Origin of the sequence: Gulosibacter sediminis (assembly GCF_030011715.1) — a bacterium.
GTDB lineage: Bacteria > Actinomycetota > Actinomycetes > Actinomycetales > Microbacteriaceae > Gulosibacter > Gulosibacter sediminis.
Genome location: NZ_JASCYH010000001.1, coordinates 88,249 through 114,054, shown reverse-complemented (window position 1 = coordinate 114,054; position 25,806 = coordinate 88,249). Strand labels below are relative to the sequence as shown.

At 67.1% G+C, this 25,806-nt stretch carries 24 protein-coding genes; 4 read left to right on the top strand and 20 right to left on the bottom strand.

The features are described from left to right. The first annotated feature begins 50 nt into the window (after positions 1-50). Positions 51-716, top strand: a complete 666-nt coding sequence (locus QM019_RS00590; RefSeq protein WP_282851464.1) for a maleylpyruvate isomerase family mycothiol-dependent enzyme — start codon at positions 51-53, stop codon at positions 714-716. Here QM019_RS00590 and QM019_RS00585 read toward each other — a convergent pair. The 4 genes from QM019_RS00585 to truB are packed head-to-tail and all read right to left on the bottom strand — an operon-like array spanning position 709 to position 3,357. Continuing rightward, the gene (locus tag QM019_RS00585; protein WP_282851463.1) at positions 709-1,641 is read right to left on the bottom strand and encodes a bifunctional riboflavin kinase/FAD synthetase; all 933 of its coding nucleotides are present in this window, start codon (positions 1,639-1,641) and stop codon (positions 709-711) included. The two genes, QM019_RS00590 and QM019_RS00585, sit on opposite strands and share 8 nt — an antisense overlap. Next, positions 1,638-2,051: a hypothetical protein gene (locus QM019_RS00580; RefSeq protein ID WP_125106044.1), complete on the bottom strand. Its 414-nt coding sequence runs from the start codon at positions 2,049-2,051 to the stop codon at positions 1,638-1,640. The genes QM019_RS00585 and QM019_RS00580 overlap by 4 nt, the downstream gene beginning before the upstream one ends. After that, positions 2,051-2,410 (bottom strand): hypothetical protein, encoded by a 360-nt coding sequence (locus QM019_RS00575; RefSeq protein ID WP_125106045.1) that lies wholly within the window; start codon positions 2,408-2,410, stop codon positions 2,051-2,053. Before QM019_RS00575 ends, QM019_RS00580 begins: the two co-directional genes overlap by 1 nt. Then, on the bottom strand, positions 2,407-3,357 hold the full coding sequence (truB, locus tag QM019_RS00570; RefSeq protein ID WP_282851462.1) for a tRNA pseudouridine(55) synthase TruB: 951 nt from the start codon (positions 3,355-3,357) through the stop codon (positions 2,407-2,409). The genes QM019_RS00575 and truB overlap by 4 nt, the downstream gene beginning before the upstream one ends. Before the next feature lie 39 nt (positions 3,358-3,396). Here truB and QM019_RS00565 point away from each other — a divergent pair, with 39 nt between their 5' ends. Both QM019_RS00565 and QM019_RS00560 read left to right on the top strand, forming a co-directional pair. Next, entirely contained in the window at positions 3,397-4,389 is a 993-nt protein-coding gene (locus tag QM019_RS00565) for a ketopantoate reductase family protein (RefSeq protein WP_282851461.1), read from the top strand. After that, positions 4,386-5,276 (top strand): HhH-GPD family protein, encoded by an 891-nt coding sequence (locus QM019_RS00560; protein ID WP_282851460.1) that lies wholly within the window; start codon positions 4,386-4,388, stop codon positions 5,274-5,276. Before QM019_RS00565 ends, QM019_RS00560 begins: the two co-directional genes overlap by 4 nt. A 10-nt stretch (positions 5,277-5,286) precedes the next feature. Here the strand turns inward: QM019_RS00560 and rbfA are convergent, their stop codons facing one another. The 14 genes from rbfA to QM019_RS00490 form a co-directional block, all read right to left on the bottom strand. After that, entirely contained in the window at positions 5,287-5,718 is a 432-nt protein-coding gene (gene rbfA, locus QM019_RS00555; RefSeq protein WP_125106049.1) for a 30S ribosome-binding factor RbfA, read from the bottom strand. Then, entirely contained in the window at positions 5,711-8,623 is a 2,913-nt protein-coding gene (infB, locus tag QM019_RS00550; protein WP_282851459.1) for a translation initiation factor IF-2, read from the bottom strand. Before infB ends, rbfA begins: the two co-directional genes overlap by 8 nt. A 70-nt stretch (positions 8,624-8,693) precedes the next feature. Continuing rightward, on the bottom strand, positions 8,694-8,975 hold the full coding sequence (locus tag QM019_RS00545) for a YlxR family protein (RefSeq protein ID WP_282851458.1): 282 nt from the start codon (positions 8,973-8,975) through the stop codon (positions 8,694-8,696). 27 nt (positions 8,976-9,002) lie between these two features. Continuing rightward, entirely contained in the window at positions 9,003-10,031 is a 1,029-nt protein-coding gene (gene nusA, locus QM019_RS00540) for a transcription termination factor NusA (RefSeq protein ID WP_125106052.1), read from the bottom strand. Between the two features lie 50 nt (positions 10,032-10,081). Further along, positions 10,082-11,845: a proline--tRNA ligase gene (locus tag QM019_RS00535; RefSeq protein ID WP_428831939.1), complete on the bottom strand. Its 1,764-nt coding sequence runs from the start codon at positions 11,843-11,845 to the stop codon at positions 10,082-10,084. An 11-nt stretch (positions 11,846-11,856) separates the two neighbouring features. Beyond that, entirely contained in the window at positions 11,857-12,669 is an 813-nt protein-coding gene (locus tag QM019_RS00530; protein ID WP_282851456.1) for a tetratricopeptide repeat protein, read from the bottom strand. After that, positions 12,666-13,703 (bottom strand): vWA domain-containing protein, encoded by a 1,038-nt coding sequence (locus QM019_RS00525; RefSeq protein ID WP_282851455.1) that lies wholly within the window; start codon positions 13,701-13,703, stop codon positions 12,666-12,668. The genes QM019_RS00530 and QM019_RS00525 overlap by 4 nt, the downstream gene beginning before the upstream one ends. Further along, the gene (locus tag QM019_RS00520) at positions 13,700-14,671 is read right to left on the bottom strand and encodes a vWA domain-containing protein (RefSeq protein ID WP_211198323.1); all 972 of its coding nucleotides are present in this window, start codon (positions 14,669-14,671) and stop codon (positions 13,700-13,702) included. The genes QM019_RS00525 and QM019_RS00520 overlap by 4 nt, the downstream gene beginning before the upstream one ends. 11 nt (positions 14,672-14,682) lie before the next feature. Further along, complete coding sequence (locus QM019_RS00515) at positions 14,683-15,186, bottom strand: hypothetical protein (protein ID WP_282851454.1); 504 nt, start codon at positions 15,184-15,186, stop codon at positions 14,683-14,685. Beyond that, entirely contained in the window at positions 15,173-16,063 is an 891-nt protein-coding gene (locus QM019_RS00510; RefSeq protein ID WP_282851452.1) for a DUF58 domain-containing protein, read from the bottom strand. Before QM019_RS00510 ends, QM019_RS00515 begins: the two co-directional genes overlap by 14 nt. Then, a complete protein-coding gene (locus QM019_RS00505) occupies positions 16,060-17,058 on the bottom strand; it encodes an AAA family ATPase (RefSeq protein WP_282851451.1) in 999 nt (332 codons plus the stop codon). Before QM019_RS00505 ends, QM019_RS00510 begins: the two co-directional genes overlap by 4 nt. Before the next feature lie 55 nt (positions 17,059-17,113). Next, positions 17,114-18,259 (bottom strand): flavodoxin-dependent (E)-4-hydroxy-3-methylbut-2-enyl-diphosphate synthase, encoded by a 1,146-nt coding sequence (gene ispG / locus QM019_RS00500; RefSeq protein WP_125106059.1) that lies wholly within the window; start codon positions 18,257-18,259, stop codon positions 17,114-17,116. 71 nt (positions 18,260-18,330) lie between these two features. Next, entirely contained in the window at positions 18,331-19,665 is a 1,335-nt protein-coding gene (locus QM019_RS00495) for a M50 family metallopeptidase (RefSeq protein WP_206427663.1), read from the bottom strand. A 37-nt stretch (positions 19,666-19,702) separates the two neighbouring features. Beyond that, positions 19,703-20,815 (bottom strand): 1-deoxy-D-xylulose-5-phosphate reductoisomerase, encoded by a 1,113-nt coding sequence (locus QM019_RS00490; protein WP_282851450.1) that lies wholly within the window; start codon positions 20,813-20,815, stop codon positions 19,703-19,705. 86 nt (positions 20,816-20,901) lie between these two features. Between QM019_RS00490 and QM019_RS00485 the strand changes: the two genes are divergently transcribed. Further along, complete coding sequence (locus tag QM019_RS00485) at positions 20,902-21,912, top strand: asparaginase (protein WP_282851449.1); 1,011 nt, start codon at positions 20,902-20,904, stop codon at positions 21,910-21,912. Here QM019_RS00485 and QM019_RS00480 read toward each other — a convergent pair. Further along, a complete protein-coding gene (locus QM019_RS00480; RefSeq protein WP_282851448.1) occupies positions 21,837-24,677 on the bottom strand; it encodes an FtsK/SpoIIIE domain-containing protein in 2,841 nt (946 codons plus the stop codon). The two genes, QM019_RS00485 and QM019_RS00480, sit on opposite strands and share 76 nt — an antisense overlap. Beyond that, positions 24,674-25,756 (bottom strand): DUF4192 family protein, encoded by a 1,083-nt coding sequence (locus QM019_RS00475; protein ID WP_282851447.1) that lies wholly within the window; start codon positions 25,754-25,756, stop codon positions 24,674-24,676. Before QM019_RS00475 ends, QM019_RS00480 begins: the two co-directional genes overlap by 4 nt. Between the last annotated feature and the right edge of the window lie 50 nt (positions 25,757-25,806).

Below are 25,806 nucleotides of genomic sequence, written 5' to 3'. Positions count from 1 at the left end.
ATCACCGCGCGCTCACGGAGCCACACAACTCAGGTGCCATAATTGCCAATGTGACACCCGATTCAGCATCCGAGCAGCCTTTGTCCAACGCGTCGTTCTCGCGCCCGGCCTCGCGCACCTCGGGTGACTGGAGCGCGCACATCGCGACCACGCTCGACCGCCTCGCCGACACGCTCGATCGCCTCGACGACGAACAGTGGGAGGCGCCGAGCATGTGCGGCGACTGGCGCGTGCGCGATGTCGCCGGCCACCTCATTTGGCGGCTCGGCCTCAACAGCTCCGACATGGTCGGATCGGCATTCGCGAGCATCGGCCGCAAGGGGTTCAACTTCAATCGCATCGTCGCCCAGCTGGCCCGCGATGAGGCCGCGGCGCCGACGCCCGTGCTCGTCGAGCAGCTGCGCGAGATCGCGAGCAGCAAGCTCGCGGGCGATCACCGCAACGGCATCATTGAGCTCACCGAAGCAGTCGTGCACGCCTACGACGTGACCGAGGCACTCGGCCTGCAGCTGCGGTTAAGCCCGCGCTCCACCGGCTCGGTCGCGCTCGCACGCACGAAGATGCCCTTCGGCGGTAAGGCAGTCAAGCTCGCGAGTAAGCGCTCGCTGCGGGCGACGGATGCGCGCTGGCAAATCGGCTCCGGCCCGACGCTCGATGCGACCGCCGGCGAGATCATCATGCACTTGTTCGGGCGTCGTCGCCTCGCCGTTAACTGAGCAGTTCGCGGGTGCGGGCGACGTCGTCGCCGAGGCTCGTAATGAGCGCCTCGAGCGAGTCGAACTTCAGCATCGGGCGAATGAAGTCGACGAACTCGACCGTGACGGAGTTGCCGTAAAGGTCGAGCGTCGCGTCGAGCACGTACGCCTCGATCTGCTTCTGCGGAACACCCTCGAAGGTCGGATTGTTGCCGATCGAGATAGCGGCCGGTAGCCGCTCTCCATCGACGTGCAACCAACCTGCGTAGACGCCGTCAGCGGGCACGTACCCCTCGAGCGTTTCAGGGCCGAGGTTCGCTGTCGGGAAGCCAAGCTCGCGCCCGCGCTTTGCGCCGTGCACGACCACGCCGCGCACGCGGTGGTTGCGGTCGAGCGCCGCCGCGGCGCCGCGCACATCCCCCTGCTCGAGCAGCTCGCGGATGCGTGTCGACGAGGCCCGGTGCGTGCCATCGTCCGAGGTGTCCTCGATGACGATGGTGTCAAAGCCGAGCTCGCCCCCGAGTTCGCGAAGATAGGCCACGTCGCCTGCCCCCTTGAAACCGAAACGGAAGTCGTTGCCAAGCACGATCGCGCGCATCCCAAGCTGTTCGATGAGGAACTTTCCGACGAAGTCGGCGGGGCTCATCTGCGAGAACTCGCGCGTAAACGGCACTACCACCGTGGCGTCGACGCCAGAGTCGGCGAGCAGCTCTTCCTTCTGCAGCAGCGAGACCACGGGTTTCGGGGCTCGCTCGGGCGCGAATAGCGCGGCGGGGTGCCGGTCGAAGGTGACGACGACGCTGGTGAGGCCTCGCGCGAGCGACTCCTCACGCACTCGCGCGATGAGGTCGCGATGGCCGCAATGGAGCCCATCAAATTTGCCGATCGTCACCACGCTCGGTCGCAGCAGCGCCGGGAAGCTTGCGGGGTTGTTGACCAGAATCACGCGGTCACCGCCGCAGCGAAGCCGGCGCGCTCGGCACGTGAGCGTGTCTCGAGCACAGAGAAACCAGCGAGAGGAAGCACGAGAGGAATATACAGGTAGCCGCGTCCAAAGCCGCTCCAGACTGTTGCGGCGGGAAACAATTCGGGGTCGAGGCCGGAGAGCACACCGACCGTGATGACCCCCACGAATTCGAACCCGAGGGCCACCCAGGCGAGTCGACGCCACACAGCGCTGTGGTCCGCGAGGGCGAGCGCGATGCCCGCAAGGAGATAGACGACCGCGGCGACGGCGCTCAGCGTGTACGCGAGCGGCGCGACATCGAACTCCCGGATGATCTGAAAGGTGCTTCGGCCGCCTGCCGCGAGAAAGAGCACGACGTAGATGGCGACGAGGATGCGCGACTTGCCCATCAGCCCACCCAAATCGTTTGCATCCGGATGACCATAACCCCGACCGCGAACGCGGCCACCGCGAGCACCGCATTCGACCAACGCACGCGCTCGATGATCGCCCAGAGTCCGGCTAGTGGCGGAAGCAGCAGCGCGGCGATGAGATACATCCACAATTCGAGGCCGTCGCCGCGGATCGGATTGCCGACCGCGGGAGCGACGAGCACGGCGACGAGTTGGACGATGAGGAGCACCTCGACGAGCGCCAGCGAGCCGACGGTGACGTCGCCCGGCTTGCGATTCGCGAACGCCATGATGAGGCACAACAGGCCCGCGGCGGTGGCGACCGCGAACTGCACCCACGAGAACCACTCGCTCATTCGGCGCCCACGCTGCGCTGCGGCATGTTCATGAGGATCTTGCTCTCGCCGTCACGGATCTCGATGAGACCGATGAGGTTCCCCTCGGCGTCGAGGGCGGCGATCGGCTCGCTGAGACCATCGGTGCCCTCGGGGGCTGGGATGCGACGACCGTTCCGCAACGCGCTCGCCTGGACCTCGTCGGCGACAAAGGAAGGGAAGCGGGTCGTCGCGACCTTGGCGGGCGGTACGAGTCGGCTCGCGAGCTGCGCGTCGTCCACCGTCGTCGCGTTCGCCACGCGAAAGTCACCGACCGCGAGTCGGTTGAGCGCGGTGAGGTGTGCCCCCACCCCGAGGTCATTGCCGAGGTCGCGAGCAAGCGCGCGCACGTAGGTGCCCGACGAACAGCCGACGCGCAGGCGCACGTCGAGCAGCGGCTGAGTCGTGCCGTCGGCGAGCGCCAGCTCGCGGAACTCGGTGCCGAGCACATGCAATTCGTGGATCGTGACGGTGCGCGCGGCGAGCTCGACCTGCTCGCCGTCGCGCACGCGCTTGTAGCTGCGCACACCGTTGACCTTGATGGCGCTCACCGCGCTCGGTACCTGCTGGATCTCGCCGCGCAGCTTCACCAGCGCGGCCTCGAGCCGGTCGTGAGTGACGGCCCGCACGAGCTCCGGGGACGCAAGACTCGTCACCTCGCCATCGGCATCCTCGGTGTTCGTCGCGATGCCGAAGCGCGCGGTGGCCTCGTAAACCTTGTCCTCGCCAACGAGGTACGTCAGCAGGCGAGTGGCGTCGCCGACGCCGAGCAGCATGAGCCCCGTCGCCATGGGGTCGAGCGTGCCGGCATGACCGACCTTGCGCGTGCCCAGCGCGCGCCGCGTCTTGGCAACGAGATCGTGGCTCGTGATGCCCGACGGCTTGTCGAGCAGCAGCAGGCCGTGCGGGCCATCGGAACGTTGAGACATCCGTACGATTCTATGCCCGCGCGTCGCTAGGCTGAGTCGATGCGAATTTCTGTGGTGGGCGTTGGTGCGGTCGGTGGAACGCTGGCGGCGCTCCTCGCCCGCGCCGGGCACGAGGTGCACGCCGTCGCGCGCGGCGCGACGCTCGACGCGCTGCGCGAGCACGGCATCCGCTTGCGCGGCGCGCAGGGCAACTTCACGGTGGCCGTCAGCGCCAGCGACGCGGTTGCCTCCGACACGGAGCTCGTCCTGCTCGCCGTGCGCACCTACCAAACCGAGGCGGCGGTGCAGCAACAGGCCGGAGCGATTGCGTCAACGCCCATTGTGGTCACCCAGAATGGCGTCCGCGGACCCTCCGAGGTCGCCCGGCTCCTCGGTCGGAGCGACGGCATCTACGGCCTTGTCTCGACGTTCCCCGCCACGAATCTCGGTGCCGCCGAGATCCGCGTAACCGGCCCCGGTAAGTTGACGCTCGCCGCCATTTCCGCGGGCGGCTACGGGGCCGCGCAAGAGCTTGCGGGCGCATTCGCCGGTGCCCTTCCGTCGGCCGCCTCGCCGAATCTGGACGGCCTGTTGTGGATGAAGCTGTTCTTGAATCAGGTCAACGCCCTGCCCGCCGTCACCGGCCTCAGCGTGCAGCGCGTGAGCGCGCATCCCCTGCTCGCGCCGATCGTCGCCCGCTCGCTCGAAGAACTCGTTTCGGTGGCGGATGCACGGCGCATCTGCTTTGCCCGGGTGGCCGGCATGCACCCACACTTTGCCGACCTGGTGCGCGATGGCAGGGCGCTCGAGGTGGTCCGCGGCAAGCTGGGCCGCATGTTCGGCACGACCCCAAACCCCGCCTCAACGCTCCAATCAATTCGGCGCGGCCAGATAACCGAGATTGACGCGCTCAACGGCGAGGTCGTGCGCAGCGCCGCTGCTGTCGGCCTGGCTGTTCCCGTGAACACGCGAGTCACTCGGCTCGTGCACGAGGTGTCGGCGACGCAACGGTTCCTGCCGCCCCGCGAACTCGCCCGCAGGGTCATGGCATGACGTCGAAGAATGCGCTGGTCGGCACCGTCATTGACTGGTACGACCGCACGGCCCGCGATTTCCCTTGGAGCAAACCCGACTGCAGCCCGTGGGGCATCCTCGTGAGCGAGGTCATGAGCCAGCAGACGCAGATGTCGCGCGTGTTGCCCAAATGGCTCGAGTTCATGTCCAAGTGGCCGACGCCCGCCGAGCTCGCGGCGGCGAGCGACGCCGACGTGATTCGGGCCTGGGACCGGCTCGGTTACCCACGTCGGGCAGTTGCCCTACGCCGTTGCGCACAGGCGATAGTCGAGCACCATGATGGCGAGGTGCCGCGAAGCCGGGATGCGCTGCTCGCGCTACCTGGCATCGGCCCGTACACCTCGGCCGCGGTCGCTTCGTTCGCCTATGGCGAGGTCGTGCCGGTCGTCGACACGAACGTGCGACGCGTGCTCGCGCGCACGCGTCACGGCCAGCAGCACGCGTGGCTGCCGAACCATCGCCGCGACGACGCCGAGATGCTCGCGGTGCTCCCCACCGACCCCGACGAGGCATCATCGTGGAACGCCGGATCGATGGAGCTCGGCGCGGTCATCTGCGTCGCCCGCGCGCCATTGTGTGACGCCTGCCCCGTTGCGGAGCTGTGCGAATGGCACCTCGCCGGCAACCCCGAAACACCCGCACCGGGCCGTTCGCAGGCGAAGTTTGCCGGGTCGGACCGCGAACTGCGCGGCAGAATCATGCGTCTGTTGCGAGAACGTCACGAGGGTATCGCCGAGGATGCGCTCCCCCACGAACTCGGTGCAGCAGACGCCGAATTTTCTGCCCGCATCGCTCGGCTGATCGACGCGTTGGTGGTGGACCAACTAGCAGTGCGGGAGGACGAATTTCTTCGCCTCCCGCACTGATTGATGGAGCTTATTGCTGCTCGTCGTCAGCGTCTCGATAGGGGTTGGACTCCCCCGCGAAACCCTTACCGTCGCGTTCGGACGCAAGTCGCGCATCCTCATCACGCGCCCGAGCCAGGAGGTCGTCGATGCGACCCGCGTTGTCAGGCAGGGCATCCAGCACGAACTCGAGCGACGGCGTCAGCCTCACATTGAGGTTGCGACCCACCTCGGAGCGAATCATGCCCGTCGCGCTCTTCAGCGCGGCGGCCGACTCGATCCGTTCCTCGTCGGTGCCATACACCGTGTAGAAGATGGTTGCGTGCTGCAGGTCGCCGGTCACACGCACGTCGGTGATGGTGACGAAGCCGAGACGAGGGTCTTTCACCCCTCGCTCGAGGGTCTTCGCCACCAGCACCTTGATGCGATCAGCCAGGCGTGCAGCCCGAGCGTTGTCAGTCACGAGGCTTCTCCACCATCTCCGTGGTTTCGATCTCGTCACCGATCTGGATGTCGTTGAACTTGCCGAGTCCGATACCGCACTCGAAGCCATCACGAACCTCGGTCACGTCATCCTTAAAGCGGCGCAGCGACTCGATGGCGAGGCCATCGCCAACGACAACACCGTTGCGGATGACGCGGGCCTTCGCGTTGCGCGTGATCGTGCCCGACTGCACGAGGCAGCCGGCGATGTTGCCAAACTTCGACGAACGGAAGATCTCGCGGATCTCCGCAACGCCCGACCGGACTTCCTCGTACTCCGGCTCGAGCATGCCCTTGAGCGAACGCTCGACCGAATCGATGGCGTCGTAAATGACCGAGTAGAAGCGGATATCCACGCCCTCGCGGGCCGCGGCGGCACGCGCCTTCTGGTCAGGACGAACGTTGAAGCCGATGATCACGGCGCTGTCGATGGTCGCCAGGTTGACGTCCGACTCGCTGATCGCACCAACACCGCGGTGGATGATGCGCAGCTGCACCGAGTCGTCGACCTCGATCTTGAGCAGCGAGTCCTCGAGCGCCTCGACGGCACCGGAGACGTCACCCTTGATGATGAGGTTGAGCGACTGCACCTTGCCCTCTTCGAGCGCGCGGGTGAAGTCCTCGAGCGACATGCGCTTGCGGGCCTTCGCGAGCTGCGCGTTGCGTTCGACCGCTTCGCGCTTCTCGGCAATCTGACGAGCCGTGCGGTCGTCCTCGGTCACAAGGAACGTGTCACCAGCGCGAGGCACCGAGCTGAGGCCCTGCACCTGCACGGGACGCGACGGGTAGGCCGCCTCAACCATCTCGCCGTTCTCGTCGAGCATCGCACGCACGCGGCCGTATGCCGTGCCGGCCACGATCGAGTCACCGACACGGAGGGTACCCGACTGGATGAGCACGGTCGCAACCGCACCGCGACCCTTGTCGAGCTTCGCCTCGATCGCCGTTCCGCGGGCATCCTTGTTCGGGTTCGCGCGCAGGTCGAGCTCGGCGTCGGCAGTGAGCAGCACGGCGTCAATGACCTCGCGCACACCCTCGCCGGTCTTCGCCGAAACGTTGACGAACATGGTGTCGCCACCATATTCCTCGGCAATGAGCTCGTACTCGGTCAGCTGAGCGCGGACCTTGTCGGGGTTCGCACCCTCGGCGTCGATCTTGTTGACCGCGACGACGATGGGCACGCCCGCCGCCTTCGCGTGGTTCAGCGCCTCAATCGTCTGCGGCATGATGCCGTCGTCGGCCGCGACCACGAGGATCGCAACGTCGGTGACGTTCGCACCACGGGCACGCATGGCGGTGAACGCCTCGTGACCCGGGGTGTCGATGAAGGTAATCGCGCGCTGGACACCCTCCTGCTCGCCCCACACCTGGTACGCACCAATGTGCTGGGTGATGCCGCCGGCCTCGCCAGCTTGAACGTCACTGCGACGGATCGCGTCGAGCAGTCGAGTCTTACCGTGATCGACGTGACCCATCACGGTCACAACCGGCGGACGAACCTCGAGCTCTTCATCGGTCTCCGCGTCCTCTTCGCCTTCGAGGTCAATGTCGAAGGTTTCGAGCAGCTCGCGGTCTTCGTCCTCGGGCGAGACGATCTCGATCTTGTAGCCGAGCTCCTCACCGAGCACCTGGAACGTGCCCTCGTCGAGCGACTCTGTCGCGGTCGCCATCTCACCGAGGTGGAACAGCACCGTTACGAGGTCACCGGGCGACGCATCAATCTTGTCGGCGAAGTCTGAGATCGACGCGCCGCGACGCAGCCTGATGCGCGTCTCGCCATTGCCGCGGGGAACCTTCACGCCGCCAATCGACGGCGCCTCCCGCATCTCAAATTCTGCCCGCTTCGTCCGCTTCGACTTGCGCGCCTTCGACTTACCGCCGCCGCGACCGAAGGCACCAGCGGTGCCGCCGCGACCGCGACCGCCGGGGCCCGGACGTCCGCCGCCGCCACCGGGGCGAGGCGCGCCGAATCCGCCGCCACCGCCGCCGGCACCGCCTGGACGACCACCGCCGCCAGCGCCGCCGGGACGACCGCGACCGCCACCAGCGTTCTGGGGACGCTCACCGGGCAACACGCGGGGCTGACCCGGGCGCGCCGGACCAGCGGGACCACGACCGCCGACGGAACCCGGCTTCGGGGCACCCGGACGGGGGCCACCGGGGCGCGGTGCGCCACCCTGGCCCTGCTTGGGGCTGAAGGGGTTGTTCCCCGGACGCGGGCGTGCACCCATACCCTGCGCCGATGCGTAGGGGTTGTTACCGGGGCGTGGGCCGCGGGGGCGAGGGATGTTGTTGCCGTCGGCGCCGCCGGGCTTCGGCGCAGCTGCACCGGGCTTCGGCGCAGGCGACTGACCGGGCTTGGCGCTACCTTGTGCGGGCTTTGCCTGCGCCTCACCGGTCTTCGGCGTGGGCGTTGGCGCGACAGCCGAACGAGCAGCCGGCTTCGGCGCGGCAGCCTCGGGGGGCTTGTTCGACGCAGGCTTCGGAGCCGACTGAGCACGGCTCTGCGCCGCCGGAGCGGCCTTGCCAGCACCCGACTTGGCGGCGCCAGGCTTCGCCGCACCGGTCTTCGCTGCGCCCGGCTTCGGCGCGGCCGAACGAGCGGCGGGCTTCGGGGCGCCGGGCTTCGGCGCACCCGATGCGGATGCAGGCTTCGGCGCAGCGGGTGCTGCCGCTGCGGCCGGCTTCGGTGCCTCGGCAGCACTTTCGGCGCCGCCCTGGTCGGCACGACGCTTCAGTTCGTCTCGCAGGCGGCGAGCCACGGGGGGCTCAACACTCGAGGACGCGGTCTTTACGAACTCGCCCATTTCCTGCAGGGTCGCGAGTGCGACCTTAGATTCGACGCCCATCTCGGCGGCGATCTCATGTACGCGTGGTTTTGCCACAGTTCTCCTCATCAGGGTCTGCCCCTGACGGGAGCAGACCAATTAACGGTTGTGCCTCATCGCGAGCCACTCATGATTGGTCCATAGTCCGATCAACAACCTTTGCTGGTAGTGCAGTTAGGTACGAACGAAGGGCGCTGTCATCCAACTCCCCGGCGCGCAATGCGCGTCGAAACTGCTTTCGGTCGAGCGCGTGAGCTACGCAGTCAACCTGCGGATGTAACCACGCACCCCGACCCGGCAGCGTCCGGTTCCAGTCAAGCTGGAGCCTTCCGGATACCTCGACAACTCTGATGAGTTGTTCTTGTGAGGCGCGCACGCGACATCCAATGCACGTTCGCACTGCATCCATAGTACTCCCATGTCGGCGCATGCGCCGCTATGACTCGTCGGGGTCTTCCATCACACTGTCGGGCTGAATGTCAATCCGAGCTCCGGTGAGGCGCGCCGCGAGGCGGGCGTTCTGTCCTTCCTTGCCGATCGCGAGCGACAGCTGGAAGTCGGGGACGAGCACACGCACTGCCTTCGTCTTCGGGTCGAGTACGAACGAGCTCGAAACCTTTGCCGGGCTCAGTGCGTTCGCCACGAAGTCGGAGAGGTTGTTCGAGTAGTCGACGATGTCGATCTTCTCGTCGTCGAGCTCGTTGGTGACGGCACGCACGCGAGCTCCGAGCGGCCCGATGCAGGCACCCTTCGCGTTGAAGCCCGGCTCGGTGGCGCGCACGGCGACCTTGGAGCGATGACCAGCCTCGCGAGCAACCGCGACGATGTCGACCATGCCGTTGGCGATCTCGGGAACCTCGTTCGCAAAGAGCTTTCGCACAAGCTGCGGGTGGGTTCGCGAAACCGTAATGCGTGCGCTGCGGGTGCCACGCCCTACGCGCTCAACGCGCTCCACCTTGGTCACAAACACGCGGATGCGGCGACCGTGGCGGTAGTCCTCACCCGGCACCTGCTCCTCGGGCGGCATGATGGCCTCGACACCGGGGGCGATCTCGATGCGCACCATCTTCGGGTCGTCACCCTGCTGGATGACGCCGTTGACGATGTCGCCCTCGCGACCACGGAACTCCCCGAGCACCTTGTCGGTGTCGATGTTGCGCATCCGCTGCGTGATGACCTGCTTCGCTGCCGAGGCGGCGATGCGGCCGAAGTCTTCGGCGGGCAGAAGGGCCTCGCCGATTACCTCGCCCTCGTCGTTGTACTGCGGCTCAACGATGGTGACCTCGCCAGTGCGACGGTCGAGGTTGACGCGCGAGCCCTCGGGCGGAGTGTCCTTGCCGGCTTCCGCGGTCGCGTGCTTCACGTACGCGGCGAAGATGGCCTGCTCGAGGATCTCGACGAGTTCGTCGAAGGGGATTTCCCGTTCCCGCTCGAGTGTTCTCAGCACTGCAGGATCGATCTTCATGGGCTCTCCTCCGTATTCAGATTTGGGTGCCGGCTACTCGCCGGAAACGATTATCTTACCGCACGGGCTGCCAGCAGCGCGGGAATTGCCTCGTCGATCGAAACCTGAGTCCGTTCGTTACTCCGTCGGTTCCAGAGTTCGACGATGCCGTCTGCTGCCGTCTTGCCCGCGATCAGGATCCACGGAATGCCGATGAGCTCGGCGTCGCCGAACTTCACGCCGGGCGATTCCTTCGGACGGTCGTCGAAGAGCACCTCGAGACCAGCTGCCTCGGCGGCTTCCGCGAGCTGGGTGGCCACCTGCAGCGGCACCTCGCCCTTGCCAGTGGCGATGACGTGCACGTCAAACGGGGCGAGTTCCTCGGGCCAGATGAGACCGCGCTCGTCGTGATTCTGCTCGGCCACGAGCGCAAGGTTGCGCGTCACGCCGATGCCGTAGGAACCCATCGTCACGACGACCTGCTTGCCGTTCGGGTCGAGAACCTTCGCGCCGAGCGCCTCGGCATACTTACGTCCGAGCTGGAATACGTGACCGATCTCGGTGCCGCGTTCGGCGGTGATGGGGCCGAGCCCGCCGGGAGCCGGGTCGCCGTCGCGCACCTCGGCCGCCTCGACTCGTCCGTCAGCGACGAAGTCGCGACCGTACACCAGGTGTCGAACGTGCTTCTCGGTGGTGTTGGCGCCCGTGACCCAGGTTGAGCCGTCGCCGATGCGGGTGTCGAGGAAGTACGGAATGCCGGTGGTCGAGCCCTCGCCGAGAAACTGCTCGCCGTCCTTCCACGGGCCGATGTAGCCGCGGACCAGCTCGGGATGCGCCTTAAGGTCGTCCTCCGTCGCCGCCTCAACCTCCCGCGGCGCGAAGGCGATCTCGAGGCGCTTCATGTCGACCGCGCGGTCGCCCTGCAGGCCAACGATGGCGAGCTCACGCTTGCCCTCGTGGTCGGTGAGCGCGACGACGAGGTTTTTCAACGTGGCATCGCCGGTGATGTTTTCCAGTTCGCAGATCGCGGTGATCGTGCCCGCGTTCGGGGTGTCGAACACCTCGACGGCGGGGTCGCTCGACGCGTCACGAGGTTCGGCCGGAGTCGCCGTGTACGCCTCGACGTTCGCGGCGTAGCTGCCGTCAGCGGTGCGCACGAAGGTGTCCTCGCCGATTTCGGTCGGGTGGAGGAATTCCTCCGACTTCGATCCGCCCATGGCGCCCGAGTCGGCCGCGACGATGACGTAGTCGAGCCCGAGGCGGCGGAAGATGCGCTCGTACGCATCGCGCTGCGCCTGGTAGCTCGCGTCGAGCCCCTCGTCGTTCCAGTCGAACGAGTAGGCGTCCTTCATGGTGAACTCGCGGCCGCGCAGGATGCCGGCTCGGGGCCGGGCCTCGTCGCGGTACTTGTCCTGGATCTGATAGATCGTGATCGGGAGATCCTTATACGACGAGAACAGGTCCTTCACCGCGAGTGTGAAGGCCTCCTCGTGCGTCGGCGCCAGCACCATCTCGGCGTCCTTGCGGTCGGAGAGGTGGAACATCCCGTCGCCATAGTCGTCGACACGGCCCGTGGCCTCGTAAAACTCCTGCGGCAGCAGCGCCGGGAAGAGCATTTCCTGCGCGCCGGCAGCCGCGAGCTCTTCGCGGATGATCGCCTCAACGCGTCGGCGAACACGCAACCCGATCGGCAGCCAGGCGAAGATACCTGGTGCCTGACGTCGGATGTACCCGGCGCGAACGAGGAGGCGGTGGCTCGCGACCTCGGCGTCGGCCGGGTTGTCGCGGAGCGTGCGAAGGAAGTAGTTCGACAGACGTTGGATCACGTCGGCCATCGTACCCCGCGCTACCAGGGTCGATCGGGCTGGCTCTGCCCGTAACCGCCCTCTTCGTCTTCGACGTCGTTCTGACGATCCTGCTGATTGTCGCCGAGCCCGTTCTCGAGCTCGTCGAGCGCGTCCGGGTCGGGTTGCGTCTCGGTGCCGCCATCACTTTCACCGCCAGGGCTATCGGAGCCGTCGCCGCCGTCCTCCGGCTGCTCCTGTTGCTCCCGCTGCTGCTCGAGTTCTTCGAGCTTCTCGGTGATGCGGGCGTCGCTGTCGGTGATCGAGCGGTTCGAGGTCGAGAACTCGCAGCTCGCGTCTGCCTCATCGAGTACGGTCAACGCCTCCTGATACTTCGCAATGGCGGTTTCGGCGTCCTCCGCCTCAAGCGCGACATCGCCCTCGCGCTCGATCGCGATCGCGAGGTTCGCGCGAATCGGGCACTGCTCGCTGGGACTCGCCAGATCGAGGGCCGAGTGGAACTGCTCCCGTGCCTCGGCCAGTGCATCCAGTCGCAGGTAGTTCGTGCCCATGTTGTAGAAGGGCTTCCACGGCTCGACGACATTGGCAAACTTCAGCTGGCCGGAGGTATTCAGCGAGCCCTCATACTCGGCCTGCGAATACTGGCTCAGCGCGGTCTGGGCGATCGCGTGCTGCGAAATGAGCTTTGCCGACACCAACAGCAAGGCGATCGAGAACGGCAGGCTCCACAGCATGAGGCGACGGCGAAGTCGCCTGCGCCGACGCGCCGCTGAGATCGCGGGGTCCTGCACCTTCTGCTTTCGCTGGTGACGCACCGTGCGATCGCTCACAAAGTCGTTCATCTCGTCACTCACGCGTCGTCACCCGCCCCGACGGCACGCGCATCCTCGCGCCGCTCCTGCTCGCTCAGCGCATCGCGCACCTCTCGCCCGGCGCGCACGAGCAGGAAGCTCTCAACGAGCAACCACCCGACAATGACCAGCGCGAACACCCAGTAGACCGGGAAGCTCATGCGGTTGGCGGCCTCGGGTGCCAAGGTGCCGCGGCGCACATCGACTTGCGCCGCCTCGGGTTCCGAGTTTGCGTCGCGGTGCTGGTAGCTCACCCGCAGCTGCTGCGCGATGCCATCGAGCGTCTCCTCGTCGATCTTCGAGACTCCCGGCTCATAGGTGCCGTAGTCATAGAGGTAGTCGGTGTAGTTGCGGCCATAGGTGTCATAAGCTCGCACTTTTCCGCCGGCCTTCGTCCCGTAACCGAGCACGCTGCCGCCCTGCACGAGTCCCGCGGATTCCGAGAAGTCGTTGGCATCGCTGCCGAGCGTGTCTTCGCCATCACCGAGGTAGTAGACGACGCGGGCGCGCTCGCCCTCAGGGTCGGCCTCGACCGCATCCTGCAGCACGTCGTGCAGGAGGTCGGCCGCAATCGTGGGTGAGGAGCCCATCGCATAGAAGCCATCTTCCGGCGTCAGCAGGTCGACCGCCTCCTGCAGCGCCGTCGCATCGCTCGTGAACGGCAATCGCTGCGAGGCGACCGAATTGAAGGTGATCATGGCGAAGCGGGCCCCTGGGTGCTCCGCGGCGAGCTGCTTGATGTCGTCTTTCATGCCCTCAAGCCGCACCGCGGTACTCCCCCAGTCTTCCGCCCCGACCGACGCTGAAGTATCGACGACAAACACGACGTCGACCGCATCGTTCGCGACGTTCGCCGAGTAGGTGCCGATGCCCGGGCGCGCGAGGGCTCCCACGAGCGCGAGCACCATCACCAGGCGACCGAGCCACATCAGCCGGGCCCGCGCGGGCGCGCGGACGGCCGCGAAACCGACGTAGCCGACCAGCAGCGCCGCGATGACCACGAGGAGCCACGGCGGGAGCATGGGATCCCAGGTCATATGCGCAGCCTCCTCGCGCACACGAGGAACACCGGAATACCGATGAGCAGTCCCCACAGCCAGAACTCGGGGCGGTCGATGACGTAGAGCTGCGGAGCGCCCTGAATCTTGCTCGTCTGCTCGCTCGTGATCGTGTCCACGATCTCGTCGACCGAGTCCTCCGCGGTGAGTGGGAAGTACGGGAACTCGTACTCGGTCATGACGCCCTCGTACTCGGCCGCGAAGGCGTCTCGGTACTCGTTCGCGTCAAGACCGAACACCGTGATGAAGTTGTCGCGGGCGTACGCGGCCGCCTGCTCGAGCGACACGGTCGGGGCCCCGTTCACGACGTTGTCGGTAGCGAGAATGATCGACCTCGAGCGGCCGTCGTCGACCGGCGGTTCGGTGGAGGACGGCTCGGCCCCCGGGAACTGCATGACGCACGAGGCGAGGCCGTCGCCGACGAGCGAGGCGCCGGGCCGGGTAAGCGTTCCGCTCGTATACACCGCGGACCCCGTGCCGGACTTCATGGCGTCCCGTACCGTCTTGAGTTGGTCTTCGACGAACGCATAGTCGTCGGTGAGCGGGAAGACAGGCACCGCGGACGAGTTCCAGAGCACGAGCGACATGCGTTCGCCCTCGAAGCCGGGCAGCATTTCGAGGTAGCGATCAATCACGTCGGCGTCGTACTCAGTCATCGACCCCGACACATCCAGGCAGAGCACGATGTCGCGGTTGTATTTCTCGGGAGTCTCGACTCGCGTGTAGACCCAGCGCGCCGCCGCAACGGTACCGGTCGCGAGCACGAGGGCGAGCACCACGGCGGTGACGCCAATGAACAGGCCAGACCGGGCGAGTGCCGTTCGATAACCAGGCAGCTCGGTCACGCGCCAGGAATTCGCGATTGCTCGGCCGGCCGTTCGGCGCCGGCCGAGCCACCACCCCGCGGCAATCACCGCGATCAGCACCACGATTACGGCGATGGGCAACCACCAGAATGCTAGTTCCATCCCGAAATCACCGCCCTCGCATCCCGTGTTGCCGCCGCTACATCACGCTGCGCCTCGGGCGCGAAGATACCCGGGTAGAGCTGCGCCACCGTTCTCGTCGTGCCCTGCAGCTGTGTGCGCGAGAGGTCGGCCAGGGTCATGTGGTCGGCGGGAACGCCGGTGGCCTCGGCCACGAACTCGCGCATGGTCGCGCTGAGCTGCTCGTAGGCGGAGCGATCGTCGAGTTCACCCGAGCTGGCCTGTCGTTCGATGGTATCGACCCGCGCGAATGCCTGGGCCCGAGCGGCGTCCACATCCATGGTCTCGTCGTGCTCAGCTTCGTTCGTGCGCGAAGGGTCGCGGGTAAACACCCACACGAGCAGGTAGTAGACAACAACGAGCGCGATGAACCCGATGCCAAGCCAAAGCCAAAACGCGCTGTAGCCGACGAGCGGCAGCACCTCGCCCGGCAGCTCGGGCGGCGTGGTGGCGCTCGCGAAATCAAATCCGGGCATGCTGCCTCACTCGCAGGAGTTCGAGCAGCGCCGGCACTGCGCCATCGACGCGCTCGATGCGCGTATGCGACACGCCTCGGCGCTCGAGCTCGGTGCGCAGTTCGCGGGCGCGCTCGGCCATGGCGGCGTCAAGCTCTCGGCGCAGCTTCGGCGAGCGAGCGAGCGTGCGTGGCATCTCCCAGCCGCCGTCGACGTCAAAGCTGGTGGCTTGCCCACCGCGCCCGATGGGGTCACCATCGCCGACCTCGATCCACACGAGTTGGTGCGCGGCCGAAAGCGCGCCGAGCTGCTCACGTAGCCGCTCATCCAGCCGCAGTTCATCGGCGATGACCACCACGAACATCCGCTGCTTGAGCGTGACGCGGGCGCGCTCGAGCAAGCTGATCACGTCGCTGCGGGCGCCATCAACCGCGATCGGTGCGCCCGCGGCCCGAAGACCGCGCTCGAGCGACCCCTCGGTCGCGCGAAACGGAAGTTGCTGGATCCCGTCGGCGTTGCCGCTGATGAAGGCGACTTCGTCGCCATGGCGCTGCGCGATGTAGCCGAGCGCACCGGCCGCCATGATCGCGATGTCACGCTTCGGGTCGCCGCCGGTCGAGCCGGTGGCCATGTTTCGGCCCGAATCCATGACGAAGCAGACGCGGTTGCGCCGCTCGTCGGCCCAGCGGCGCACGAGCGTCGTACCGGAGCGTGCCGAGGCGTTCCAATCGATGTCGGCCACCTCGTCGCCCGGCTCATATTCGCGCAGGTCATCGAAGTCCATGCTGCGACCGCGATGCATCGCCGCGTACTGGCCCTCAAGCAGGTGCGTCGCACGTCGCCGAGACCGCAGAAAGAGTTTGGTCTTGACGCGCGTCAGCAGTGCCTCTTCGGTCACGGGGTACGAACCGCCTGCAGGATCGCGTCGATGACCTGCTCGGGCCGAACGCCGGTCGCCTCGGCCTCAAAGCCGAGCAGCACGCGGTGGCGCAGGACGCGGTATGCGAGCGAGCGCACATCCTCGGGGATCACGTGGTCGCGGCCCTGCAGCAGCGCGACCGCACGGGCACCCGCGGTGAAGTTGATCGACGCACGCGGCGAGACGCCCGCCTCGACCAGGCGCGCGACGTCGGGGTCGAGGTACTGGTCGACGTGCCTGGTGACATAGGCGATCGACACGATGTACTCGGTGATCGCCGGGTCGACGTAGACCCGACGCGTGAGCTCCTGTAACTCCAGGACCTCCTCGAGCGAGGCCACGGGCGCCGGATGGTCGAGGAACACGCCCGCGTCGATGCGGCGCAGCACTTCGGCCTCCTCGTGCGGCTGCGGGTAGTCGAGCACGTCCTTGAGCATGAAGCGGTCGAGCTGCGCCTCGGCGAGCACGTAGGTGCCCTCCTGCTCTATCGGGTTCTGCGTGGCGATCACGAGGAACGGGTCGGGCAGCGGGTAACGCTTGCCGCCGATTGTGGTCTGACGCTCCTGCATCGCCTCGAGCATCGCCGACTGGGTCTTCGCGCTCGAACGGTTGATCTCGTCAAGCAGCACGACGTTCGCGTGCACTGGGCCGAGCCGGGTCTCGAAGCGGGCCTCGACCGCGTCGTAGACCTGCGTGCCGATGATGTCGCTCGGCAGCAAATCGGGAGTGCACTGGATGCGCCGAAATTCTCCGCCGAGCGCCGCAGCGAGCGTTTCTGCCGCCGTCGTCTTCGCGAGACCTGGCACGGATTCGAGCAGCACGTGGCCGCCCGTTAGCAAGCCGATGAGCAGCGTCTGCCGTAGGCGGTCCTGCCCCACCACCCGACTTTCAAGTGCGGTGCCGATCCTGCCGGTGAGGTCGTACGCTATTGCGAGATCGTCGTGGGTGATGCGGGAGGCAGTCATGCAGGCCATCGTACGCAGCCCTCGCTCGCGACTGCGTCAAACCGAAGTCGGCCCCGAAGCAGAACTAGGCGATGACTTCGGGCGTGCCCTGCACATCCGACGGCATCTCCGCCGCGATACGCTCGGCTTCCGCGATGAGCGTTTCGACGATCTGGTCTTCCTGCACTGTCTTGATGACCTCGCCCTTGACGAAGATCTGGCCCTTGCCGTTTCCGCTGGCGACACCGAGGTCGGCCTCGCGGGCCTCACCGGGTCCGTTGACGACGCAACCCATGACCGCGACACGGATCGGCACCGTGAGGTGCTTCAACCCTTCCTGCACCGAGTCGGCGAGCGTGTAAACGTCGACCTGAGCGCGACCGCAGGACGGGCACGAGACGATTTCGAGGCGACGCTGGCGCAGATTGAGCGACTGCAGGATCTGCAGGCCGACCTTGACCTCTTCGACCGGCGGTGCCGAAAGTGACACGCGAATCGTGTCGCCGATGCCGTCGGACAGTAGCGAGCCGAAGGCGACGGCCGACTTGATCGTGCCCTGGAACGCCGGGCCGGCCTCGGTCACGCCGAGGTGCAGCGGCCAGTCGCCGCGCTCGGAGAGCATGCGGTAGGCACGCACCATGACGACGGGGTCGTTGTGCTTCACCGAAATGCCGAAGTCGTGGAAGTCGTGTTCTTCGAAGAGGCTCGCCTCCCACACCGCCGACTCGACGAGCGCCTCTGCGGTGGGCTTGCCGTACTTCTGCAACAGCGACGGCTCGAGCGAACCCGCGTTCACGCCGATGCGCAGCGCAACCCCGGCGTCCTTCGCCGCCTTCGCGATGTCGCCCACCTTGTCGTCGAACTTGCGGATGTTGCCCGGGTTCACGCGCACGCCCGCGCAGCCGGCGTCGATGGCCTGGAACACGTAGTTCGGCTGGAAGTGGATGTCGGCGATGACCGGAATCTGGCTCTTCTTCGCGATGATCGGCAGCGCCTCGGCATCGTCACGGCTCGGCACCGCGACGCGCACGATGTCGCAGCCCGATGCCGTGAGCTCGGCGATCTGCTGCAGCGTCGCGTTGATGTCGGTGGTCGGCGTCGTGGTCATCGACTGCACCGAGACGGGCGCGTCGCCGCCAACGAACGTCGAGCCGAGCTTGACCTTGCGAGTCTTGCGGCGCGGGGTGATGACGGAGGGGACGCTGGGAAGTCCGAGATTTACTGCAGGCACATCGCCAGTTTACGCGGGAGCGCCTTCGACCGCGGTATTCCCGATTGCTCTATCAGCGATCACGCCGCTCGTTAGGGCGAAGAGAACAGGCTGATCGGGTTCACGATGTCGGTGAAGATGAACAGTGCGCCGATGAGGATGAGCACGGTCGCCATCACCATCGTGACGGGCAGCAGCTTCGCCGCGTCAAACGGGCCCGGGTCTGGCTTGCCGCGCAGACGCGCCCACCAGCGGCGCAGCCCGTCCCAGAGCGCGGCCGCGATGTGCCCGCCGTCGAGCGGCGGCAGCGGCACGAGGTTGAGCACGCCGAGCATCACGTTGAGCGAGCCGACGATCGAGAGCACCGTGGCGACCCGATCAAGCACCGGCGTGTCTTCCATCGAGACCACCTCGCCCGTGATGCGGCCCACACCGACGACGCTCATGGGACCGTAGGGGTCGCGCTCAGCGCCGAGGAACCCGGCTTGGAACATCTGCACGACCCGCTCCGGCATCGTCACGATCACGTTGGCGACGCTGGTGAGGTTGTCCCAGTACATCTCCCCCACGAAGGTGAGGTCTTGCTGCTGACGCGCGCTCACCGCCGTGAAGCCGACGAATCCGACCGTTTCGGTGATCGGGTTGCCGTTGTCGTCCTCGACCACCTGACCGGTCTGGGGGTCGGTGACGTAGATCTCGTTCGGACGCGGCGTCACGGTGAGGTCAAGCGTCTCGTCGCCGCGCTCGACCGTGAGAGTGAGTGGCACATCCGCCGAAACGCGGATCGTGCTCTGCAGTTCGTCCCAGCCGCTCAGCGGCGAACCGTTCAGCGCGGTGATCGTGTCACCGGGAAGCAGGCCCGCGGCTGCGCCCGGCGCGGGTTCGTCACACTCGTCGGCCGACGTCTCGCTGCCGGCGGGCACGACGCACTCGTAGACGTCGCCGACCCTCGTAGTCGGCTGGTAGACACCGAAACCAACCGCGACGATCGAGAAGATGATCGCCGCGAGCACGAAATTCATAATCGGCCCGCCGAACATGATCAGCAGGCGCTTCCACACTGGCAGGCGGTAGAACGTCCGGTCTTCCTCGCCGACCATGATGGTCTCAGCGCTCGCCTCGCGGCCGTCCTGAATGAGTCGACTGAACATGCCCGTGCCGGCGGCCTTCGCCGTGTTGCCGGGTTCGGGCGGGTACATGCCGATCATCGAAATGTAGCCGCCGAGCGGGAGCAGCTTAAAGCCATACTCGGTTTCGCCGCGCTTGAATGACCAGAGCGTCGGCCCGAAGCCGATCATGTACTGCGGCACGCGCACGTTGAATCGCTTCGCGAAGAACAGGTGGCCGACTTCGTGCAGGGCGATGGAAATCCCGAGCCCGAGAACGGCCGCGAGAATGCCAACGACGAAGAGCACGATTCCAGTCACGAGCGGCAAGCCTAGCGCCGCAGGCTTGAGAGCGAGCTTAGGCGCGGTGCAGGATGCGCTGCCTCGCGGACGCGCGCGCCCAGCTTTCTGCGCGGGCCAGGGACTCTCGGGTCACGGGGCCGGGTTCTGCCGCATAGGTGTCGACCACTTCGCTCACCGTGTCGACGATGCCAAGGAACGACAGGGCACCGTCATGGAACGCGTCGACGGCGACCTCGTTCGCGGCGTTGAACACAGCCGGATGTGCTCCGCCGGCCTCGCCGACGAGGCGCGCGAGCCGTAGGGCAGGAAAGTTCTCGTGGTCGGGTGCCGAAAACGACCAGGTCTGCTCGAAGTCCGGGTCGCCCCACCGTATCGGTGCGACGGCGCCGGGGATTCGGCGCGGCCAGTCGAGCGCGAGGGCGATGGGGAGTTTCATGTCGGGGTTCGAGACCTGCGCGATCGTCGCCCCGTCGGCGAACTCCACCATCGAGTGCACCATCGAAGTCGGGTGGATAACCACGTCGATGCGCTCGAACGGCACGTCGAACAGCAGGTTCGCCTCGATCATCTCGAGGCCCTTGTTCACCAGCGTCGCAGAATTGGTCGTGACCACGCGGCCCATGTCCCAGGTCGGGTGCGCCAGCGCGTCGGCCGGGGTGACCTCCTCAAGCTCGGCACGGGTGCGCCCGCGGAATGGGCCGCCGGACGCCGTGAGCACGAGTCGAGACACCTCACCCCGGGTGCCGCCCGCGAGGCACTGGGCGATCGCGGAGTGCTCCGAGTCAACGGGCACGATCTGTCCGGGGCGCGCGACCTGGCGTACGAGGGGTGCCCCGACGATGAGCGACTCTTTGTTGGCGAGCGCCAGAGTGGTGCCCGTTTCGAGGGCCGCAAGCGTCGGGCCGAGCCCCACCGAGCCCGTGATGCCGTTCACGATGACGTCGGCCTCAACGTCGCGCACGAGACGCTCCGCGTCTTCGGCGCCGAGCGCTGTCGCCGAGCTTTCGAGGCCAAACTCCGCGGCCTGCGCGGCGAGCTGCTCGCGATTCCGGCCGGCGCTCAGCCCGACGATCCGAAAATGATCGGGGTTCGCACGCGCGATGTCGAGGGTCTGGGTGCCGATGGACCCGGTCGAACCGAGCACGAGGACGCGTCTGAGATCAGGCATAGTCCCCAAGGTAGACCGTCACCGGCGGCGGCTTGTGCGTAACATGGCCAGGTTGGAGCGATACAGCAGACGCGAGAGGTGCGGCGATGACCACGGCTACGTTCACGGGAGACAGCGCAGCCGAATTGGCGGTGGTCTCGCGCAATGGTTTTGTCGAGTCTCGGCACCTCGGCAGCGCGGTCGTCGTCGGCCGTGAGGGCGAGTTGCTCTACGAGCTTGGCAGCCCCGCCTCCCCCGTGTTCGCGCGCTCGACGCTCAAGGCCCTGCAGACGCTCGCGTCGCTTGAGGCCGGCGCGGAGCTCGACGGCGAGCACCTCGCGATCGCTTGCGCGAGCCACATCGGCACCCCGGGTCACGTCGCGCTGGTGCGGGATGTGCTCGGGCGCGCTGCGCTCGACGAGCGGGCCCTGCAGTGCCCGCCGGCGTGGCCGCTCGATCGGGCGAGTCGCGACTCCCTCATCCGTTCGGGCGAAGCCTCCGCCTCGGTCTACATGGAGTGCTCGGGCAAGCACGCCGGCTTCTTGGCGGCCTGCCGCGCCGCCGAGTGGCCCGTCGAGACGTACCTGCAGCCCGACCACCCCCTGCAACAGCTCGTGGCCCAGACCGTGGCTCGGTTCTCAGGTGAGCAGATTCGCGCCACCGGTGTCGACGGCTGCGGCGCCCCCGTATTTGCCATTTCCCTCACCGGCCTGGCCCGCGCGATGTCGCGGTTCGCGACGGCGCAGTCAAGCTCGCCTTTTGCCATCTTCCGCAACGCCGCAAAGATCTGGCGGGCGCAGCTCGAGCACCCCTGGACGATTCAGGGTGCCGGTCGCGCCGACTCGGTCGTGATGGAACAGCTCGGCGTGTTTGCGAAGTCGGGTGCCGAGGGGCTCCAGGTGCTCGTTGCACCCGACGGCACCTCGGTCGCGGTGAAGATGCTCGACGGCTCAAACCGAGCCGGCATGCTCGTCGCGCTGCAACTGTTGCTCGCCGCCGGCAGCATCGACGCTGAGGGTGCCCAGCGCGTGCTGCCAGCGCTTCACCTCGAGGTACTCGGCGGCGGACAACCGGTCGGCCGCATCATGCTGGGCAAGGATGTTCCCAGCACCTTGTAGTCGCTGACCTGCGGCGCGGCCGGCACCTCAACAGCGATCGGCACACCGTCGCGCACCTGGAGCCGCCGCACCGAGCCGTCCGGCGCTCGCAGGAATCCGCGCGTGGCGAGGTCGCGCACTGCCGGCGGCAGCGGGTCTGCCCGAAAGAGGCTCCGCCATTCACCGGGTGTGATGCCGATGATGGCGATGTCACGGTGCTCAGCGACTCGTGCGAGCGAGCCATAGGCACCGAGCCACTGCTCGACGTCGCCGAGGTAGCTCGCGTCGCCGAGGCCCTGTTCACGCAGCGTGGTCGCTGTCGGCGGAGCGTTCACCGCCACTACGTGCTGTTCGAATGCCTGCGCAATCGGTGCGCAGCGGCGGGCGACGATGGCGGCTCCCGCCGTTGCTATCTCGAACGGTTCCCAGCGAGGCGACGCCGACTCGAACGCTGGCGTGGCCTCAACAACCGCGACCTGCACGAGGTCACGGCCGAGCCTGCCGCGCCCCGGCGGCCAGTTCGGCTGCCAGTCTGCGGGCTCGCCACCCTGCAAAATCCAGTCATTGCGCGTGACGTGCGCGAGCCGCAGCGTCTGATTGCACTGCTGCTGGATGCGCAGCAGCTGACCTCCGCACCGCCGTGCCGACACGACGATGCTCGTGGCCCGTTCTGACCCGCCCCGCACGAGGGCGTGCACCCGATCGAGCAGCGCCGCACGATGCTCGTCACCGAGGCGCTGCTCGATGGCGTCGAGGTCGTCGATCACGACGAGTCGACGTCGTGGGACGCCTTCCCCACCATCAGCGAGCCGCTCGATCGAGTCCCACGCTCCCTCGGCGTCAGGCGGCACGCGCACAACCTCCCATGCGGCCCGTCGAGCGGCCGCGGCGAGGGTCTCGAGCGCCGAGGTGCGACCGCGGCCCGCCGCACCGAGCACGAACAGTTGTTCTCCCGCGAGCAAGGATGCCGGGCGACGAAGCTGCTGCGCTGGCAGATCGAGTTCACCGAAAACAAGTTCGTCTGTCCGTCTCAGCGGCGACTCGACCACCGGCAGCACGCTCGGAAGCGGTGGATGCCAGACGGCATGGGGAGTCGGGGCGCCCGCACGCGCAAGCCGCGCACACTCGTCTCGAGCGATCCTCTCGATGAGCGGCTGATTCACCATCGCGACCTGCACGAGCGAGTTCGTGCCGCCGACGCGCAGCCACGCGCGACCTCGCTGAGCGGCCGGAATATTGGCGGCATCGGTGTTGCCGAGGAGCGTTTGCGAATCGCTGGCCTGCTCGACGCGCAGACAGATGCGGAGCGAACAGTTCGCGAGCAGTTCTTCACGAAACGTTCCGGTGGGTCGCTGGGTGCAGAGCACGAGGTGGATGCCAAGGCTCCTGCCCCGTGCTGCGACATCGGCGATCAACTCCTGCAACTGCGGATGCGCGCCGATGAGCGCCTGAAATTCGTCGATCAGCACAACGAGCCGACTCATGCCCGCGATGCCCTCGGCAGGGAGCTCGCGCAGCTCGTGGTCACGCAGCCACTGCTCGCGACGTCGAAGCTCGGCGCGCAGACTCTCGCTGACCCGCACCGCGTCATCTCCGTCGAGGTCAGTTACGATGCCGGCGCAGTGCGGCAGCGATGCCAGCGCATCGAAGGTGGCGCCGCCCTTGAAATCGAGGCAGAGCAGGGTGAGTTCAGCGCTGCTGTGCTGGGAGGCGAGGGCCACGGCCCACGCGACGAGCAGCTCGCTCTTGCCGCTGCCGGTCGTGCCACCGATGACCGCATGTGGACCGTCGCTGATCAGATCGACGCTTCGCGGGCCCTGCGAGTCGAGGAGGAACGTCGCGGCGCCCGTGTGGCCCGCCGCTGCTGCGAGGTCGCCGAGCCCAATGCTGCTCGGCAGGAGCTGTTCTGCCCGCCGGCGAGAGTCCTGTGCTGCAACTACCGTCGGCAGCCACGCCCGAAGCTGCGGCGCGCCGAGTTGGGCTGGCACGATGCGAGTTACGACGCCCGAGGCATCAACGAGCGTCGCGGAGTGATCCGCCTCGAGCTGGAGCCATACGCGGTCGCCGACGTCTCGAGGTTCGTGCGTGGCCAGGATCAGGTCGGCATCGGCGCAACCGGCGAGTTCGACACCGATAGCCGCCAGCTCGGAACGAAGCGGCCCGAGGGCTTGCCCGGCGACGGCGACCCGTGCCTGCAGATCGGTCGCGAGCAGCCCGACCAGTGCAGCTCGCGCGAGGGCGAGGAGTCCCGGAGCCGCTCCGGCGAGAACGACGCAGCGCGTTTCGACGACGACCGGCATACCCGGGGTGGTCGTGACCCGAGTCGCGAGTTCGGCGTTCGCGCCGCTCGTGCGTAATTCGCCGCGGACGGATGTCGTGCCGAGGGCGACTCCAGGGCCGTTGACACGTGCGCCCCGGACGATGTCCTCCGGCACCGGCGCCGCGATACGAGCCCGCATGCGGATGCGCTCGTGCGCGGCCTCGGCCTGAACGAGGCACCGCTCAACCTCCCCCTCGTACTCCCGCAGCGCACGACGGTACCGCCGACGCCCACCCACCCGCTGGTCGATCACATTCGCGATGCCGAGCACCGGGCCAAATACCGCAAAGATCAGCACATAGGGGCTCTGCAGCACGGCGAAGAGCACCCCGGCGATCACAATCGGGGCCAACACCATCACATACGGGAAGCCGTTCGGACGGTCGCGTTTCGGGAGTTCGGGGAGGACCAGCGCGACCTCCTGCTGCTCGGCCGGGGTTTCCGCAACGTGCGAGAGCAGGGTCATTCGGGTACCGAGTCGTCGAGCTCGCTGTAGCGACCGGGCCCAGCGCATCCGGAACCGACGACCCAGCCGGGCACGTACCCCTGGTCGATACGCTCAAGCACTTGGGCGGCGAGGGCATGATGGCCTGCACGCAGCGCCCTGCGCGCGTATTCACTCGCGATCGAGGCGCGCCCCGCGAGGCAGGTCAACCAGGCCAGGGCGGCCAGCGCGCCACGAGCCTCACGCTCGCTGACGTGGCTCGCGATGCTGCGCAGCGCGCTGATCGCCCGATCGACTCGTGCCAGGTCGGCCGGAATGAAGTCCGCGAACACTTCGGTGAGCCCCGTTAGTTCGGCCTCGGGCATGTTTTCGGCGAGGTCGAGCCAAATCGCCTCGACGCGCTCGCAGATCTCGCTGCCGAGCGCGCCGTTCGCGACGATGAGTTCGAGGGTGCGGAGCCGACGCAGGCCACGGCTGACGAGGGCTACGAGGATCGGCTCGTACTCAGGGTCGAGCCACCGCGCGCCGTCGAGGTAGAGGTTCCACGCGCACAGCACTTCGTCGTCGGTGATCTCGGCGAGTCGGGCGTGTTCTGCGAGCAGCTCTTCGACGCGCGACCTGGCCTCTTCGGGCGCTGAAGCGATCTCGGTCGCCTCGGACACGTCGGCGGGGATCACCGGCGCCAGCGCTGACACCACCTCGTCGCGGGGACCACCGCGTGCGCCCCAGTACTCCGACCACGCGTCACCCGCGACGCAGGCGCCACCCACGATGTGGAGTCCGAGTCGCCTCGACTGTCGTGCGAGTGTCTCGAGTTCGATCGTGTATGGCGCGATCTCGCCGGCGTGGGCCCTCGAGGTGAAGACGGCGAAGAACACACGCTCGACGTCACCCAGGCGAAGCACGTGCTCGAGCACGGCATGGCTGAAGTGTTCGGCGTCGTCGCCCGCCGGTTGCGGCAGGTCGACGCGGATCATGGCGCTGCTCGGGCCGCCGCTAAAGGGAATGACGACGAGGGATTCGGTCGGCGTAAAGCCGAGCACTTCGGGGATTGTGCGGAGGACTTCGTGGATCGAAGTGAGGATGCGTGGAGAGGTCATGCCGCTCAAGCTAGAAGGTCCCGCCAGCTGTGCGCTGACGGGTCCAGAGA